This window comes from Streptomyces sp. NBC_00663 (genome assembly GCF_036226885.1).
GTDB lineage: Bacteria > Actinomycetota > Actinomycetes > Streptomycetales > Streptomycetaceae > Streptomyces.
Genome location: NZ_CP109027.1, coordinates 5902137 through 5917179, shown reverse-complemented (window position 1 = coordinate 5917179; position 15043 = coordinate 5902137). Strand labels below are relative to the sequence as shown.

13 protein-coding genes are annotated in these 15043 nt (G+C 70.9%); 1 reads left to right on the top strand and 12 read right to left on the bottom strand.

The window, feature by feature from the left end; translation table 11 throughout:
* Window position 1: 1 nt before the first annotated feature.
* The 10 genes from OG866_RS26900 to OG866_RS26855 all read right to left on the bottom strand — a co-directional run bounded on the left by OG866_RS26900 (window position 2) and on the right by OG866_RS26855 (window position 10969).
* The gene (locus tag OG866_RS26900) at window positions 2–124 is read right to left on the bottom strand and encodes a hypothetical protein (protein ID WP_329338516.1); all 123 of its coding nucleotides are present in this window, start codon (window positions 122–124) and stop codon (window positions 2–4) included.
* The gene (locus tag OG866_RS26895; protein WP_329338514.1) at window positions 121–2430 is read right to left on the bottom strand and encodes a xanthine dehydrogenase family protein molybdopterin-binding subunit; all 2310 of its coding nucleotides are present in this window, start codon (window positions 2428–2430) and stop codon (window positions 121–123) included. Before OG866_RS26895 ends, OG866_RS26900 begins: the two co-directional genes overlap by 4 nt.
* The gene (locus OG866_RS26890) at window positions 2427–4100 is read right to left on the bottom strand and encodes a 2Fe-2S iron-sulfur cluster-binding protein (RefSeq protein WP_329338512.1); all 1674 of its coding nucleotides are present in this window, start codon (window positions 4098–4100) and stop codon (window positions 2427–2429) included. Before OG866_RS26890 ends, OG866_RS26895 begins: the two co-directional genes overlap by 4 nt.
* Window positions 4097–4990, bottom strand: coding sequence for an FAD binding domain-containing protein (locus OG866_RS26885; RefSeq protein WP_329338510.1), 894 nt, complete (start codon window positions 4988–4990; stop codon window positions 4097–4099). Before OG866_RS26885 ends, OG866_RS26890 begins: the two co-directional genes overlap by 4 nt.
* Before the next feature lie 225 nt (window positions 4991–5215).
* On the bottom strand, window positions 5216–6826 hold the full coding sequence (locus OG866_RS26880) for a beta-N-acetylhexosaminidase (RefSeq protein WP_329338507.1): 1611 nt from the start codon (window positions 6824–6826) through the stop codon (window positions 5216–5218).
* A gap of 15 nt (window positions 6827–6841) precedes the next feature.
* Window positions 6842–7687, bottom strand: coding sequence for a carbohydrate ABC transporter permease (locus OG866_RS26875; RefSeq protein ID WP_329338505.1), 846 nt, complete (start codon window positions 7685–7687; stop codon window positions 6842–6844).
* Entirely contained in the window at window positions 7684–8574 is an 891-nt protein-coding gene (locus OG866_RS26870) for a carbohydrate ABC transporter permease (protein WP_329338503.1), read from the bottom strand. Before OG866_RS26870 ends, OG866_RS26875 begins: the two co-directional genes overlap by 4 nt.
* A complete protein-coding gene (locus tag OG866_RS26865) occupies window positions 8571–9863 on the bottom strand; it encodes an extracellular solute-binding protein (RefSeq protein WP_329338501.1) in 1293 nt (430 codons plus the stop codon). The genes OG866_RS26870 and OG866_RS26865 overlap by 4 nt, the downstream gene beginning before the upstream one ends.
* A 216-nt stretch (window positions 9864–10079) precedes the next feature.
* Window positions 10080–10367: a DUF3039 domain-containing protein gene (locus OG866_RS26860; RefSeq protein WP_079309856.1), complete on the bottom strand. Its 288-nt coding sequence runs from the start codon at window positions 10365–10367 to the stop codon at window positions 10080–10082.
* Window positions 10368–10396: 29 nt separating this feature from the next.
* A complete protein-coding gene (locus OG866_RS26855) occupies window positions 10397–10969 on the bottom strand; it encodes a YqgE/AlgH family protein (RefSeq protein ID WP_059192108.1) in 573 nt (190 codons plus the stop codon).
* A 252-nt stretch (window positions 10970–11221) separates the two neighbouring features.
* On the opposite strand from OG866_RS26855, the gene murA reads away from it, so the two are divergent.
* Window positions 11222–12568: a UDP-N-acetylglucosamine 1-carboxyvinyltransferase gene (murA, locus tag OG866_RS26850; protein ID WP_329338499.1), complete on the top strand. Its 1347-nt coding sequence runs from the start codon at window positions 11222–11224 to the stop codon at window positions 12566–12568.
* 301 nt (window positions 12569–12869) lie between these two features.
* On the opposite strand, the gene OG866_RS26845 is transcribed toward murA, so the two are convergent.
* Both OG866_RS26845 and OG866_RS26840 read right to left on the bottom strand, forming a co-directional pair.
* Window positions 12870–13151, bottom strand: a complete 282-nt coding sequence (locus OG866_RS26845) for an HU family DNA-binding protein (protein WP_007382399.1) — start codon at window positions 13149–13151, stop codon at window positions 12870–12872.
* A gap of 383 nt (window positions 13152–13534) precedes the next feature.
* Window positions 13535–14950, bottom strand: coding sequence for an NAD-dependent malic enzyme (locus tag OG866_RS26840; protein ID WP_329338497.1), 1416 nt, complete (start codon window positions 14948–14950; stop codon window positions 13535–13537).
* Window positions 14951–15043: the final 93 nt, after the last annotated feature.

The following is a 15043-nucleotide window of genomic DNA, read 5'->3' as shown; positions in this document are numbered from 1 at the left end:
GTCACGTGAGGTACACGCCACCGAGCACGACCACCAGTGCCGCGAGCGCGAACACCAGGATCCACACCAGCAACTTCCCGACGCTGGGCGGCGGTTCGTAGCGCTGCGGATCCTCCGAGCTCACTGTCCTGTCACCACCGCGGCCTGCGGGCGGATCGGCAGCCGGTTCACCGGGCGGCCGGTGGCGGACCGGACGGCGGAGGCGATGGCCGCCGGTGATGTCACCACCGGCACCGCGCTCACCGCCTTCGCGCCGAAGGGCGCGACCACGTCCCGCTCCTCTACGAGCTTCACGATCCGGATGTCCGGGGCGTCCAGGGCCGTCGGCAGCGCGTACCCGGTGAGGTCCGGGTGGCGGATGACACCGCGTGCGGTGCGCAGGTTCTCCGTCAGCGCGACGCCCACGCCCTGGGTGACGCCCGCCTCGATCCGGGCGGCGAGCTGGGCCGGGTTGAGGATCCGGCCCACGTCCTGGGCGACGGCGAGTTCGACGACCCGGACCGAGCCGAGTTCGATGTCGACGTCGACCACCGCGCGGATCGCGCAGAAGGCCAGGCCGACGAAGGCGTCGCCCTGGCCCTGCTCGTCGAGCGGTTCGGTCGGGTGCGGCCGGCACTGGGCGGTGGCCCACAGTTCCTTGCCGTCCAACGCCTCGGTGACGGTGGTCGACAGGACGCCGTCGTACGAGGTGATCTTGCCGTCGGTGATCTGGAGCAGTTCGGTGGACATCCCGAACTTGTGTGCCAGGGGCTGGAGGAGCTGGGTGCGGACCATCTTCGCCGCGCGCTCCACCGCGCCGCCGGAGACCCAGGTGTGGCGGCCTCTGCACCCCGCGCCGGCCGGGGGCTGGTCGGTGTCGACGGGGGCCACGTGGACCTCGTCGATGCCCAGGGTGTCCTGGACGATCTGGCGGGCCAGCGTGGTGAAGCCCTGGCCGGTCTCGACGGCCGCGCAGAGCACGGTCGCGATGCCGTCGTGGACCTTGACGGTGGCCGTGGAGACCTCGTCGGCGCCCTCGGCGCCCAGCATGTGCACCATGCCCAGGCCGTAGCCCACGCCCCGGCGGATCGCGCCCGGTTCGCCCGCGCCCTCGGGGCCGCCGGGCAGCAGCCACTCGTCCTCGGGGGTGTCCTTGGGCAGCGCGGGCAGCGGGAAGTCGCGTACCGCCTGGAGGAGTTCGGCGACCGGGGCCGGGCAGGTCACGGTCTGGCCGGTCGGCAGGACGTCCCCGGTGGCCAGGGCGTTGCGCAGGCGAAGTTCCGCCGGGTCGATGCCCAGCTTCTTCGCCAGCTTGTCCATCTGGGCCTCGTAGGCGGCGCACACCTGCATGGCGCCCTCGCCGCGGACATGGCCGGAGGGCGGGTTGTTGGTGCGCACCGCCCAGCCCTCGATGAAGGCGTTCGGGACGACGTAGGGGCCGCAGGCGAAGCCGACGGCGGCGGCGAGGGCCTCGGAGGACGTGTCGGCGTAGGCGCCCGCGTCGAGCAGGATCTGCGCCTCGACCTTCACCAGCCGGCCCTCGGCGTCGGCGTGGTGGCGGTAGCGGAGCAGGGTCGGGTGGCGGTGCGCGTGGCCGAGGAAGGACTCCTCGCGCGTGGCCGTGAGTTTCACCGGGCAGCCGGTCTTGAGCGCGAGCAGGCCGAGCGGCAGCTGGACGCCCTGGTCCTCGCGGTCGGCGGTGGCGCCGGGGACACCGGTGACGACGATCTTGACGCGCTCGGGCTCAAGGCCGTAGCAGGCGGCGGCGGTGTCCCGGTCGGTGTGCGGGTCGGTGGAGGCCAGGTAGAGCTCGACGCCGCCGTCGGGGCGGGGCACGGCGAGTCCGGCCTCGGCGCCGATGGGGGCCGGGTCCTGGCGGCCGATCCGGTACTGGCCCTCGACGACGATGTCGCCGGTCGCGGCCGGGTCGCCGTGGTGCAGCGGGATGTGCCGGATCAGATTGCCGTCGGCGTGCAGCGGCTCGGCCTCGAAGGCCTGCTCGGGGTCGGTGACCGGTTCGCGTACTTCGTACTCGACGATGACGGCCGCGGCGGCCATCCGCGCGGTGTCGGGGTGGTCGGCGGCGACGGCGGCGATGGGCTCGCCGTGGTGGCGTACGACCTCGGAGGCGAAGACCGGGCGGTCCGCCGTGCCGCGGCCGTACAGCGGGTGGCCCGGCACGTCCTCGTGGGTGATGACCGCGCGGACGCCGGGCATCTCGCGCGCGTGGGACGTGTCGATGGACACGATGCGCGCGTGCGGGTGCGGGGAGCGCAGCACGGCCGCCCACAGCAGGCCCTCGGCCCACAGGTCGGCCGCGTACGGGAACGTGCCCTCGGTCTTGGCACGGGCGTCGGCGGCCGGGAGGGACGCGCCGAGGCCGTGCGGGATCGGCTCGGGGGCAGGGGCTGCCTCCGCGGGAGTGGTCGCGGTGGCGGCTTCGTTGCTCACGCCTGGCCTCCGTCCGGTCCGTACGCCTGGTCGTGCTTCGGTTCGAAGGCCGACGGGTTGACTCCGCCGGCTCCGGGGCCTGCCTGATGGGGAATACGTGCCTCTTCGCCGTTTGACTCGGAGTCCCCGGCGGCGTGTGCCGACCGCTCGGCGACGACCTCCTGGACGGCGTCGACGACGCCCCGGTAGCCGGAGCAGCGGCACAGGTTGCCGCAGAGCGCCTGGCGGGTCTCCAGCTCGGTCGGCGCCGGGTTGCCCTCCAGCAGGTCGTGCACGGTCATCGCCATGCCCGGCACGCAGAAGCCGCACTGCACCGCGCCGCACCGGGCGAGCGCCCGCTGCACGTCGGAGGGGCGGCCGTCCTCGGCGAGTCCCTCGACGGTACGGACCTCGCTGCCGGCGGCGGTGACGGCCGGGACCAGGCAGGAGGCGACGAGCCGCCCGTCGACCTGGACGTTGCAGGCACCGCACTCGCCCTGCGAGCAGCCGTCCTTGGCGCCGGCGAGACCGAGGCGCTCGCGCAGCACGTAGAGCAGCGACTCGCCGATCCAGGCGTCGGCGACGGGGCGTTCGACGCCGTTGACGCGCAGGACGTAGTCGGCGAGAGGGTGTTCCTCGCCGGGGAAGGCGGGGGGCTGTTCGGCCGGGGCCGTGGAGTCCTCGGTGTGCTCCTCCGCGCCGGACTCGGCGTCGCCGCTGTCGGCCGGGGCGTGGTCGGGGCGCGGCTCCGGGGCCTCCTCGGCGGTCTCCACGGCCTCTTGAGCGCCCTCGGGGCCCTCGGGTGCCGTGGGAGCCGCGGCGGGTGCCGTGGGGGCCTCACCGTCGCCGGGAGAGGGCCGTGAGACGTCTGCGGCAGGGCTCCCCGCGGAGGCGGACGCCCCGTCCGGGGTGTGCGGCGCGGATGCCTGCGCCGGGTCCGGGCCGGCGGCGGGCGGCTGCCCGGGCGTGTCCGGGCCCGCCCCGACGCGCGCGTGGCCGTCCGGCGCGTAATGGTCCGGCGCGTCGGTGACCTCGTGGGCACCGGGGTGCGGGGCGGACGGTACGTGCCCGTGCCCGTCGCCGACCGGTACGCCGTGTTCCTGCCCGGCGTCCGACGCCCCGGTGTCCCACGGCTGTCCCGTCTGCGTCGCCCAGGGTGCGGCCGCGCCGCCGGGCAGGGTGGCCGGCGGGGTGCCGCCCCACTGCTCGACGAGGGACGATGTCGTGAACTCGCCCGATTCGTCCGGAAGGTCACCCCCGGCGACGGGGATGGACCACTGCCCGGTGACGTCGTGGCCGGGCGCCGGAGCGGACTCCGCGGCGTCCTGGAAGGTCCACTGCCCGGTCGCCCCCGGGTTGTACGTGAACTGGTCGTTCCCGGCGGTGTGCCCGTCCTGCGGCACCGCGTTCGGGTCGGGCCACTGCGTGCCGCCGGCGGGGGCCGCGGCCCAGGTGCCGGTGGCCGCCGGGTCCGTACCGGCCGCTCCGCCGGGCGCGACCGTTATCTGCGGCGGCACATAGCCGTGGCCGGGCGCCGCGAGCGGGCTGTCGGAGGCCAGCAGGGCGTCGATGCCGCCTTCGGGGAGCTTCACGAAGGCGGTGGCGCCGTCGTCGTAGTCGCCCTGGGGCAGCGGGTCCCAGCGGCCGCCGCTGTGGGGCGCGCCGCTCTCTCCGTGCTGGTCGTCGGTCACGACAGTGCCCTCCCCAGTGCTCGTCGGGCCAGCGCGGCGACGGTGCGCCGCAGGTGCAGTACGGCGGGCGGAAGCGGCTGCACGGAGCCGTCGGGCTCCGGGACCGGGTCGGGGATGCAGGCCGCGGCCACGTACTCGCCGAAGGCGTGCAGCGCCTCCGGGACGAGCGCGCGGCTGTTGTCCCAGTCGATCAGCCGGCCGACCCACTGCTCGGCGTCCAGGGGCCGCAGCGGCATCGGCGCTATGGCTCCGACGGCGCACCTGACGCCGCGCCGGGCGGGGTCGAGGACAAGCGCGACGGAGGCGATGGCCCGCCCGGGGCCGGTGCGGCCGGTGGCCTTGAGGAAGACCTGCGGGGCGTGCAGCAGCGGCACGCGCACGAAGCCGATGAGTTCACCGCCGCGCAGCAGGTCCATCCCGGCCAGCAGATGCGACACCGGCAGTTCCCGGCGGGCTCCGCCCGGGCCCGCGATGATCAGCGTCGCCTCCAGGGCGGCGAGCACCGGGAGCGCGTCGCCGGTGGGGGACGCCGAGGCGATGTTGCCGCCCAGAGTGCCCGCGTTGCGGATCTGCGGGGGTCCCGCGGCGCGCGCGGAGGCGGCGAGCGCGGGGATGAGGGCGGCGAAGTCGGGGCGGCCCATGCGCGCGTGGGTGAGCCCGGCGCCGAGCAGGGCGTGCCCGTCCTGGTACTGCCAGCCGCGGATCTCGCTGATCCGGCCGAGGCCCACCAGTGCGGCGGGCCTGAGCTGGCCGGAGTTCACCGATGCCATGAGATCGGTGCCGCCCGCGACGGGCACGGCGGCGGGCGTGGCGGCCAGTGCCGCCACGGCCTCGTCGAGCGTCGTGGGCAGCGTGACGGCCTGCGCCGCCTGCGGTGCGTGCGTGGTCAAACCGGCTGCCCCTTCCCGCTGCCCCACCTGGTCCCACCTGTTGCTGCCGTACGGTACGTGCTGACAGGGCGGACGTGGCAACTCTGGCACATCTTCGCAGGGCCCGAAGAACGGGGTCCGGTAGACGGCATTCGCCCACCTCATCGGGGAGATGGTCCGTTTTCGTACGGCATCACCGGTGTGAGCGAATTGCCTCTCTTCAGTGATCCTGCCGGGATTTCTCCACTACTTGTTCGGCGGTGACCCCTCGATCGGGCGACCGGGCACTCCGGGGCGCCGCTGCCACGGCAGCGGACCGGTGGGCGGCCGGTAGCCGACGCCGAGGGCGTCAAGTCGCCGGTAATGGGCGGCCATCCGCCGCTCGAAGCCGGCGAAGTCCCGCTCGCCCGGGGCGGGCAGGGTGCTCCAGGCGACTTCGGCGAAGGCCGCGAGCCGGGGGAAGGCCTGGTAGTCCACGCGCGCGTGGTCCTCCATCACCTCGGTCCACAGGTTGGCCTGTGTGCCGAGCACGTGCGCCGCCTCGTCCGCGGTCAGCTCCGCGGGAACGGGCTCGAAGCGGTACACGTCCTCCAGGGTGCGCACATAGGCGATGGGCACCGGCTCGTCGGGGCCGTCGGCCTGCCGGTAGTCCAAGTAGACGTGCTGCTCGGGGCACATGACGACGTCGTGGCCCGCGCGGGCGGCCGTCACCCCGGCCCCGTACCCGCGCCAGGAGGACACCGCCGCGCCCTCGGCGAGGCCGCCCTCGAGAATCTCGTCCCAGCCGATGAGCCTGCGCCCGCGCGCGGAGAGCCATGTGTCGAAGTGCCGTACGAACCACGCCTGAAGTCCGTCCTCGTCACCGACGCCGAGTTCCTTGATACGGGCCTGTGCCGTGGCCGACTGCCGCCACTGGTCCTTGAGGCATTCGTCACCGCCGATGTGGACGAACTCCCCGGGGAACAGTTCCAGAAGTTCCTCGAAGACCCCTTCGTAGAAGCGCAGGGTGTTGTCAGTGGGGGCGAGTACGTTCGCGGAGATCCCCCAGTTGTCCCAGACGGAGAGGGAAGTCGTGTCGATCACATCGGTGTTGCCGAGTTCCGGGTATGCGGCGATGGCGGCCTGCGAGTGTCCGGGTACGTCGATTTCCGGGACGACGGTGATATGCCGCTCGGCGGCGTAGGCGACGATCTCCCGGATGTCGTCCTGGGTGTAGTAGCCACCGTGCGGCTTCTCCTCCCACAGCGGCGAGGCCCGGTGGCCGAATTTCGTCCGCGCCCGCCATGAGCCGACCTCGGTGAGCCGGGGGTGCCTCTTGATCTCGACGCGCCAGCCCTGGTCGTCCGTCAAGTGGAAGTGGAAGACGTTGAGTTTGTGGGCGGCCATCAGGTCGAGGTAGCGCAGGACCCCGTCCTTGGGCATGAAGTGCCGGGCCACGTCGAGCATGAGGCCGCGCCAGCGGAATCGAGGGGAGTCCTGGATCTCCGTCAGGGGCAGCCGCCAGGTACGGCCGGGAAGGGGTGCGCGCCGGAAGGCGTCGGGGCCGAGGAGCTGGCGCAGCGTCTGCGCGCCCCAGAAGACACCGGCGGGCGAGCCGCCCTGGAGGTGGACGCCGTGGGGGGCGACTACGAGGCGATAGGCCTCGTCGTCCAGTCCGGGCCGGACGGAAAGGTGGAGGACGTCGTGCTCGTCCCCCTTCTTGGGCGGCAGGGTGAGCCCGGTCGCCGCGCCGAGCGTCGCGCGCAGCCAGCGCGCGGTGTCCTCGGTGCCCGGCCCGGCCTCGATCCCGAAGCCGTCGCCGAGTTCACGGAAGCCCTCGGTCCGCTCCGCCCGGTCAGGTGCCGGAATGAGATCCATGAATGATCAGGCCTTTCAGTCCTTGACCGCTCCGCCCAGCCCGGAGACCAGACGTCGCTGTACGAGTACGAAGAACACCAGCACCGGAATCGTCATCACCGTGGACGCCGCCATGACCCCGCCCCAGTCCGGCTCGTCCGGCTTGTAGAAGACCAGCAGGGCCATCGGCAGGGTCGACTGGGAAGTGTCGCTGATGAGGAACGACTTGGCGAAGAGGAAGTCGTTCCAGGCCGAGATGAAGGAGAACACGCTCGTCGCCAACAACCCCGGGAACACGAGAGGGAAAAGGATCTGCCACAGGAATCGCACCCGGCCCGCCCCGTCGATGTACGCGGCCTCCTCCAGGGCCTGAGGCACCGCTTTCACGAACCCCCGCAGCATCCAGATCGCGAAGGGCAGCGAGAAGGCGATGTGGGGCAGGATCAGCGAACCCAGCGAGTTCAGCAGACCGACGTCCCGCAGCTGGAAGAACAAGGGGATCGTCAGCGCCTCCACCGGCACCGTCTGCGCCACCAGAAACATGATCAGCAGGGTGGTCCGGAAGCGGAACCGGAATCGGGTCACGGCGGTCGCCGCGAGAAACGCGATGAACGCGGAGGCGATCACCACACTGCCCGCCACGACAAGGCTGTTGACGAAATACCGACCAAAATCCTGTTGGCCGAACACCCGCCGGAAGGAATCCAGAGAAGGCGAAAGCGTCCATGGCCGCGGCTCGCTCGACTCGATCTCCCCGGCCGGTCTGAAGGCGCTCAGCACCATCCAGTAGAGGGGGAAGGCGACGACGGCCGCGATCAGCAGAGCCGACGCCTCTGCCGCGAACCGCCACGGGCGGGCCACAAGGCCCCGAAGAAGATTCACAGCTCCTCCCCCTGGCGGCGCAGCAGCCGTAGATAGCCGAGGGTCACGGCGAGCAGGATCAGCAGCATCACGACCCCGATCGCCGAGCCGAGGCCGTACTGCGAGGAGGCGAACGCCTGCTGGTAGGCGTAGACGTTGAGGACGAGGTTCTGGCCCGCGATGCCGCCGCCGTTCGTCATGACGTAGATCTGAGTGAAGATCTTGAAGTCCCAGATGACCGACTGGATGGTGACGACCACCAGGATCGGCCGCAGCATCGGCGCCAGCACCGAGCGCCAGATCCGCCACTGGGAGGCGCCGTCGAGGGAGGCCGCCTCCAGCACCTCGGCGGGGACGGTGCGGATACCGGCGTAGACGGTGACCATCACGAACGGGAAGGAGCACCAGACCACTTCGAGCAGGACGAGCAGGAAGGCGGAGTAACGCCCGTACGTCCAGGAGTGGTCGCCGAGGCCGAGGACCCGGTTGACCGGCCCGAAGTCCGGGTCGAACAGGAGCAGCCAGACCGTCGACCCGGTCACCGCCGGTGTCGCCCACGCCCCCAGCGCGGCCAGCATCAGCGCCAGCCGCGGCACGGCACGCACCCGGGTGAGCAGGACGGCGAGCGCGCAGCCGACGGCGAGGGTGGAGACGACGCAGGCGGCCGCGAAGACCACGGTGGCCAGCAGCACCTGCCAGAACTGCTCGTCGGCGAAGAGCTCCCGATAGTTCCCGAATCCTTCGAAGGCGGTCGGTTCACCACCGCTGACCTGGGCCTGGGTGTACCGGAAGAACGAGATCAGGCCTAGTTGGTAGATGGGGTAGACGAGCAGTCCGCCGAGGACGACCAGAGCGGGGGCCAGATAGAGCCACGGCGTCCAGGTGGTGCGGTGGGTCACCGGGGTCATCCGGCGGAGCCGAACGCGTCGTTCATCTTCTTCGCCGCGTCCGCGGAGGCCGCCGCGACCGACTTCTTTCCGCTGATGACCTCCTGGAACATCGTCGGCAGGACTAGCGAGGAGTCGATCTGCGACCAGGCGGGCGACGCGGGCACGAACTTCGTCCCGGCGCCCAGGGTCTCCACGAACGGCTTCACGAACGGCTCCTTCTTCGCCGCCTGTTGCCGTACGTCCCCGAAGGTCGGCAGGAAGCCCATCGCGTCGAAGAGCGCGGCCTGCGTCTTCTTCGAGGCCAGTTGCTCCATCAGCCGCACGGCCAGCGTGCGGTGCGAGGTGCTCTTCAGTACGCCGATGTTGTTGCCGCCCGCGAAGGCGGGAGCGATCGAGCCGGACGCGACGCCGGGCAGCGGCACCACCGCGTACTTGCCCTTCACCTTGCCCGCCTCCACCGCCGTGTGGCTGAAGTCGCCGCCGATCGCCATGCCTGCCTTGCCGGCGGCGAACGCGGTGACCGTGTCGTTGCCGCCGAAGCCGGCGCACTTGGCGGCGGGGCAGTTGTCGTCGGAGAACAGGGAGGTGTACGCCGTGATGCCCTTGCGGGCCGCCGCGCCGTCGATCGCCGAGGTGTACGAGCCGCCCTCGGCGGTGGCGATCTCACCGCCGCCGGCCCAGACGAACGGCATCGCGCCGTAGGTATAGGCGCCGCCGACGACCAGGCCGTACAACTCGGGCTTCGCGGCGCGGATCTTCCGGGCCGTCGCGGCCAACTCGGACAGGGACCGGGGGACTTCGAGGCCCAGCTCCTTGAAGACGTCCGTGCGGTAGTACAGGGCGCGGACACCGACGTAGAAGGGCGCGCCGTAGACCTTGCCGGCCACGGTGACGGACGTCTTCGCGGTGGGGTCGGTGTCCTTGGCCTCGGGCCAGGCGCCGAACTCCTGGGTGATGTCGAGGAGTCCGCCGTCCTTCACATAGCCGGCGGTGTCGGTGTTGCCGTACTCCATGACGTCGGGAGCGGACGCCGGGTCGTTGAAGGCGGCCTTGACGCGCTGGGCGCGGGTGTCGACCGGGATGTACTCCACGTCGACCTTCGTGCCGTCGTGGGCCTTCTCGAAGGCGGCGACCACGGAGTCGACGACCTTCTCCTTGGGCTTGTTGCCGACCTCCTGGAAGAGCCAGACGCGCAGGGTGCCGGTCTTGTCGTCCTTGTCGGAGGACGAGTTGGAGGAGGTCTGGGGAGCGCAGGCGGTGAGGGCGAGGGCGGTCAGGAGCACGGTCAGCCGGGGGGAGAGCTTCATGGAGTGGGGCCTCCGAGCAAGGATGCGATGCGTTGCAACATATGCAATGGCGATTTCGCTCTGCACAACGGAGGCTAGGGACTACATGAACATGCCCACAAGAGGTCTCAACCACTTCGTGATCTGCGAACGGCGCGCGAAAAGGCATGCGAAAGGCCCTCGGGGCGCGCCTGAACGCGCCCCGAGGGCCTCACCGGGCTCAGCCGGAGGCGGGACCTACTTGTCGCCGCCGCCCTTGCCGTCGCCGTCCCCGCCGGCGCCCATGGACTCGTAGATCTCCTTGCACATGGGGCACACGGGGTACTTCTTCGGGTCGCGGCCCGGTACCCACACCTTGCCGCACAGCGCCACGACGGGGGTCCCGTCGAGGGCGCTCGCCATGATCTTGTCCTTCTGGACGTAGTGGGCGAAGCGCTCGTGGTCGCCGTCGCCGTGGGACACCTGTGGCGTCGGCTCTACGAGGGTCCCCGTACCAGTCCCGCGCTCGGGCTCAAGAGTGCTCATGAAAGCCAGGGTACTGAAGGTCACACGGTTCAGTTGAGCGAAGGGTCGTCCGGATACGTGGCCACCATCGCCAGCTCGTTGCGCTGACGGCGCAGGACCTCGCGCCAGAGTCTTTCCGGGGACGGGGAGGAGACATCGCCGGGTTCGGACTCGACGACGTACCAGGCGCCCTCCACCAGCTCGTCCTCCAGCTGGCCGGGGCCCCAGCCGGCGTATCCGGCGAAGATCCGCAGGGAACCGAGGGCCGAGGCGAGGAGTTCCGGCGGGGCCTCCAGGTCGACCAGACCGATCGCGCCGTGCACCCGGCGCCAGCCCAGCGGGGCCCGCTCGCCGGACGCGCCGCCCGGGATGACGGCGACGCCGAGCGCCGAGTCGAGGGAGACCGGGCCGCCCTGGAAGACGACCCCGGGTTCACCGGCGAGGTCCGCCCAGCCCTCCAGGATGTCGCCGACGTCCACCGGGGTCGGCCGGTTGAGGACGACACCGAGGGAGCCCTCCTCGTCGTGGTCGAGAAGGAGCACCACCGCACGGTCGAAGTTCGGGTCCGCCAGGGCGGGCGTTGCCACGAGCAACCGCCCTGTGAGCGAGGACACCTCGGTCATGCCAGACATGATCCCGCATCTTCCCGTGAAAGGGGGTGGCAATGCCCTTACGGCGGAGGATGCAGCTCAGAGCGCAACCACGCGCCCCTCGTGCGCGCCCGCCGCCGTGACCCCATGTGCCCGCCGGGGAACGGTTCGTGTTGTGACACAGCTATGACGTGGCTGAGCGGTACTTGGGCTTACGGAAGGGGGGTGGACGGCGATTACCCTTTCCCTTCTGGCCCCTGCCCCACCAATCGGAACGCGAGATACATGACCGTCAACGGCTCTGACGACGTACTGCTTGTCCACGGCGGCACCCCGCTGGAGGGCGAGATCCGAGTCCGCGGTGCGAAGAACCTCGTACCGAAGGCCATGGTCGCCGCCCTGCTGGGCAGCGGGCCGAGTCGACTGCGCAACGTTCCGGACATCCGTGACGTGCGTGTCGTACGCGGTCTGCTGCAACTGCACGGTGTGACGGTCCGTCCGGGTGAGGAGCCCGGCGAACTGGTGATGGATCCGACCCACGTCGAGAGCGCGAACGTCGCTGACATCGATGCCCACGCCGGGTCGAGCCGTATCCCGATCCTCCTATGCGGCCCGCTGCTGCACCGCCTCGGGCACGCCTTCATCCCCGGTCTCGGCGGCTGCGACATCGGCGGCCGGCCGATCGACTTCCACTTCGAGGTGCTGCGGCAGTTCGGCGCGACGATCGAGAAGCGGGCGGACGGTCAGTACCTGGAGGCGCCGCGGCGGCTGCGCGGTACGAAGATCACGCTGCCGTACCCGTCGGTGGGCGCGACCGAACAGGTGCTGCTGACGGCGGTGCTGGCGGAGGGAGTCACCGAACTCTCCAACGCCGCGGTGGAGCCCGAGATCGAGGACCTCATCTGCGTCCTCCAGAAAATGGGCGCCATCATCGCGATGGACACCGACCGCACGATCCGCGTCACCGGTGTGGACTCGCTCGGCGGCTACAACCACGCGGCGCTGCCGGACCGCCTGGAGGCCGCCTCCTGGGCGTCCGCCGCGCTGGCGACCGAGGGCAACATCTACGTCCGCGGCGCTCAGCAGCGGTCGATGATGACGTTCCTCAACACCTACCGGAAGGTGGGCGGTGCCTTCGAGATCGACGACGAGGGCATCCGGTTCTGGCACCCCGGTGGCCAGTTGAAGTCCATCGCGCTCGAGACCGACGTGCACCCCGGCTTCCAGACGGACTGGCAGCAGCCCCTGGTGGTGGCGCTGACGCAGGCGACCGGTCTGTCGATCATCCACGAGACGGTCTACGAGTCCCGGCTCGGCTTCACCTCCGCGCTCAACCAGATGGGTGCTCACATCCAGCTGTACCGCGAGTGCCTGGGCGGCAGCGACTGCCGTTTCGGCCAGCGCAACTTCCTCCACTCGGCGGTCGTCTCAGGACCCACCAAGCTCCAGGGCGCCGACCTCGTCATCCCCGACCTCCGCGGCGGCTTCTCGTACCTCATCGCGGCCCTCGCCGCGCAGGGCACGTCACGGGTGCACGGCATCGACCTGATCAACCGCGGCTACGAGAACTTCATGGAGAAGCTCGTGGAACTGGGCGCGAAGGTCGAACTGCCGGGCAAGGCGCTCGGCTGACCGCCACTTCCCGGCTCCGGCCCAGGGCCACGCCGCTCCCGGCTGGGGGCCCGGGGGTCATCCCCCGGACAGACACAGCATGGAGAAGCTCGTGGAACTGGGCGCGAAGGTCGAACTCCCGGGCAAAGCACTCGGATAACGCCGGTCGTGCAGACGTCGATGGGGCGGTCACCCGGACTCGGGTGACCGCCCCATCGGCGTTGATTGCAGCGCCCCGAAAGGGGCGCGGGGAACTGCGCGACCAGCCACAACCGGCCCGCGGTCGCCCGCGGCGCCAGGCCACGACGGCGCACAGGCGCCCTTACTTGCCCTTGGCGGCTTCCTTGAGCTTGCTGCCAGCGGAGACCTTCACGCTGTAGCCGGCCGGGATCTGGATCGGGTCGCCGGTCTGCGGGTTGCGCGCGGTGCGAGCGGCACGGTGGGTGCGCTCGAAGGTCAGGAAGCCGGGGATGGTGACCTTCTCGTCGCCCTTGGCGACGATCTCGCCGACGGTCTCGGCGAAAGCGGCCAGAACGGCGTCGGCGTCCTTGCGGGTCACCTCGGCGCGGTCGGCCAGCGCGGCCACCAGCTCACTGCGGTTCATGTTCTTACTCCCGTGTTCTTCTTGCCGTTGAGGCGTGCCACGCGGCGGAGCCGCATGTTGGGCGCTGTCGGTTGCCGATGCGCTCGCGCCCAGAGACGCATCCTGCCCCTACCTGCGGCGGGAAAGCCAATCCGGCACCCGTAGGAGTCGTGAGAACACCCTAGGGAGTCACACGAAAGGCCTGCGCGTGCCCGCCAACCTAACGGGCGGCCCTCGGCCTGCGGTTCCGCGACGCGCCGATGCAGGGGCGGTGGTGGTGATGCTCACAAGCCCGCATGACCACCCACAGCCCTTGCACAGTACGACACGGCTACGACAACGGAACGCGGCACCCACCCGCTCGCAGGACGTGCCACCCGGCGCCAGGAGACCGGCACCCGGCCCTACGCCGTGGCGCCCGCCGCCTTCGCCGCCTCGCGCACCGCACCGGCGACCGCGCCCGCGACCTTGTCGTTGAAGACGGACGGGATGATGTAGTTCGGGTTCAGCTCGTCGGCGCTCACCACGTCCGCGAGGGCGGTCGCGGCGGCCAGCATCATCTCGGTGTTGACCGTGCGGGACTGGGCGTCGAGGAGACCGCGGAAGACACCCGGGAACACCAGCACGTTGTTGATCTGGTTCGGGAAGTCGGAGCGGCCGGTGGCCACAACCGCCGCCGTCTGGCGGGCGATCGCCGGCTCCACCTCGGGGTCCGGGTTCGCGAGCGCGAACACGATCGCACCCTCGGCCATCGCGGCCACGTCGTCGCCGTCGAGCACGTTGGGCGCGGAGACACCGATGAAGACGTCGGCGCCGCGCACCGCTTCCTTCAGCGTGCCGGTCAGGCCCTCGGGGTTGGTGTTGTCGGCGATCCAGCGCAGCGGCGAGTCCGCGGCGGCGTCGACGAGGTCCTCGCGGCCGGCGTGCACCACGCCGTGGATGTCGGCGACGACGGCGTTCTTGACGCCCGCGGCGATCAGCAGCTTGAGGATGGCCGTACCGGCCGCGCCGGCGCCGGACATGACGACACGGATGTTCTCAATTGCCTTGCCGGTGACGCGAAGTGCGTTCTTCAGGGCGGCGAGGACGACGATCGCGGTGCCGTGCTGGTCGTCGTGGAAGACGGGGATGTCGAGGGCCTCGCGCAGCCGTGCCTCGATCTCGAAGCAGCGGGGTGCGGAGATGTCCTCCAGGTTGATGCCGGCGAACCCGGGGGCGATCGCCTTGACGATCTCGACGATCGCGTCGGTGTCCTGGGTGTCCAGGCAGATCGGCCAGGCGTCGATGTCGGCGAAGCGCTTGAAGAGGGCCGCCTTGCCCTCCATGACCGGCATGGCGGCCATCGGGCCGATGTTGCCGAGGCCCAGCACGGCCGAACCGTCGGTCACGACCGCAACGGTGTTGCGCTTGATGGTGAGGCGGCGGGCGTCCTCGGGGTTCTCGGCGATCGCCATGCAGACGCGGGCCACACCCGGCGTGTAGACCATGGAGAGGTCGTCACGGTTGCGGATGGGGTGCTTGGACTGCATCTCGATCTTGCCGCCGAGGTGCATCAGGAACGTACGGTCGGAGACCTTGCCGAGCGTGACGCCCTCGATGCCGCGCAGCTGCTCGACGATCTCGTCGGCGTGCGCCGTGGAGGTGGCCGCGATGGTGACGTCGATCCGGAGCTTCTCGTGGCCGGAGGCGGTCACGTCGAGGCCGGTCACCGAGCCTCCGTGGGACTCGACGGCCCCGGTGAGCTGGGAGACCGCGGTTCCGCTCGCGGGCACCTCCAGCCGGACCGTCATCGAGTAGGAGACGCTGGGCGCCGTTGCCATGGCCGACTTCCTCTGCTTTCACCTGTGACGCTGTGTCGCTGTATTGCCGTATGCCGTCCGATCGTCGCACCTACTGATGAGTAGGCGTTAGCC

Coding starts and splice junctions, on each gene's coding strand:
- OG866_RS26880 (WP_329338507.1), bottom strand. CDS start 6,826: ATGGATCTCATTCCGGCACCTGACCGGGCGGAGCGGACCGAGGGCTTC.
- OG866_RS26870 (WP_329338503.1), bottom strand. CDS start 8,574: ATGACCCCGGTGACCCACCGCACCACCTGGACGCCGTGGCTCTATCTG.
- OG866_RS26865 (WP_329338501.1), bottom strand. CDS start 9,863: ATGAAGCTCTCCCCCCGGCTGACCGTGCTCCTGACCGCCCTCGCCCTC.
- OG866_RS26860 (WP_079309856.1), bottom strand. CDS start 10,367: ATGAGCACTCTTGAGCCCGAGCGCGGGACTGGTACGGGGACCCTCGTA.
- OG866_RS26855 (WP_059192108.1), bottom strand. CDS start 10,969: ATGACCGAGGTGTCCTCGCTCACAGGGCGGTTGCTCGTGGCAACGCCC.
- murA (WP_329338499.1), top strand. CDS start 11,222: ATGACCGTCAACGGCTCTGACGACGTACTGCTTGTCCACGGCGGCACC.
- OG866_RS26845 (WP_007382399.1), bottom strand. CDS start 13,151: ATGAACCGCAGTGAGCTGGTGGCCGCGCTGGCCGACCGCGCCGAGGTG.
- OG866_RS26840 (WP_329338497.1), bottom strand. CDS start 14,950: ATGGCAACGGCGCCCAGCGTCTCCTACTCGATGACGGTCCGGCTGGAG.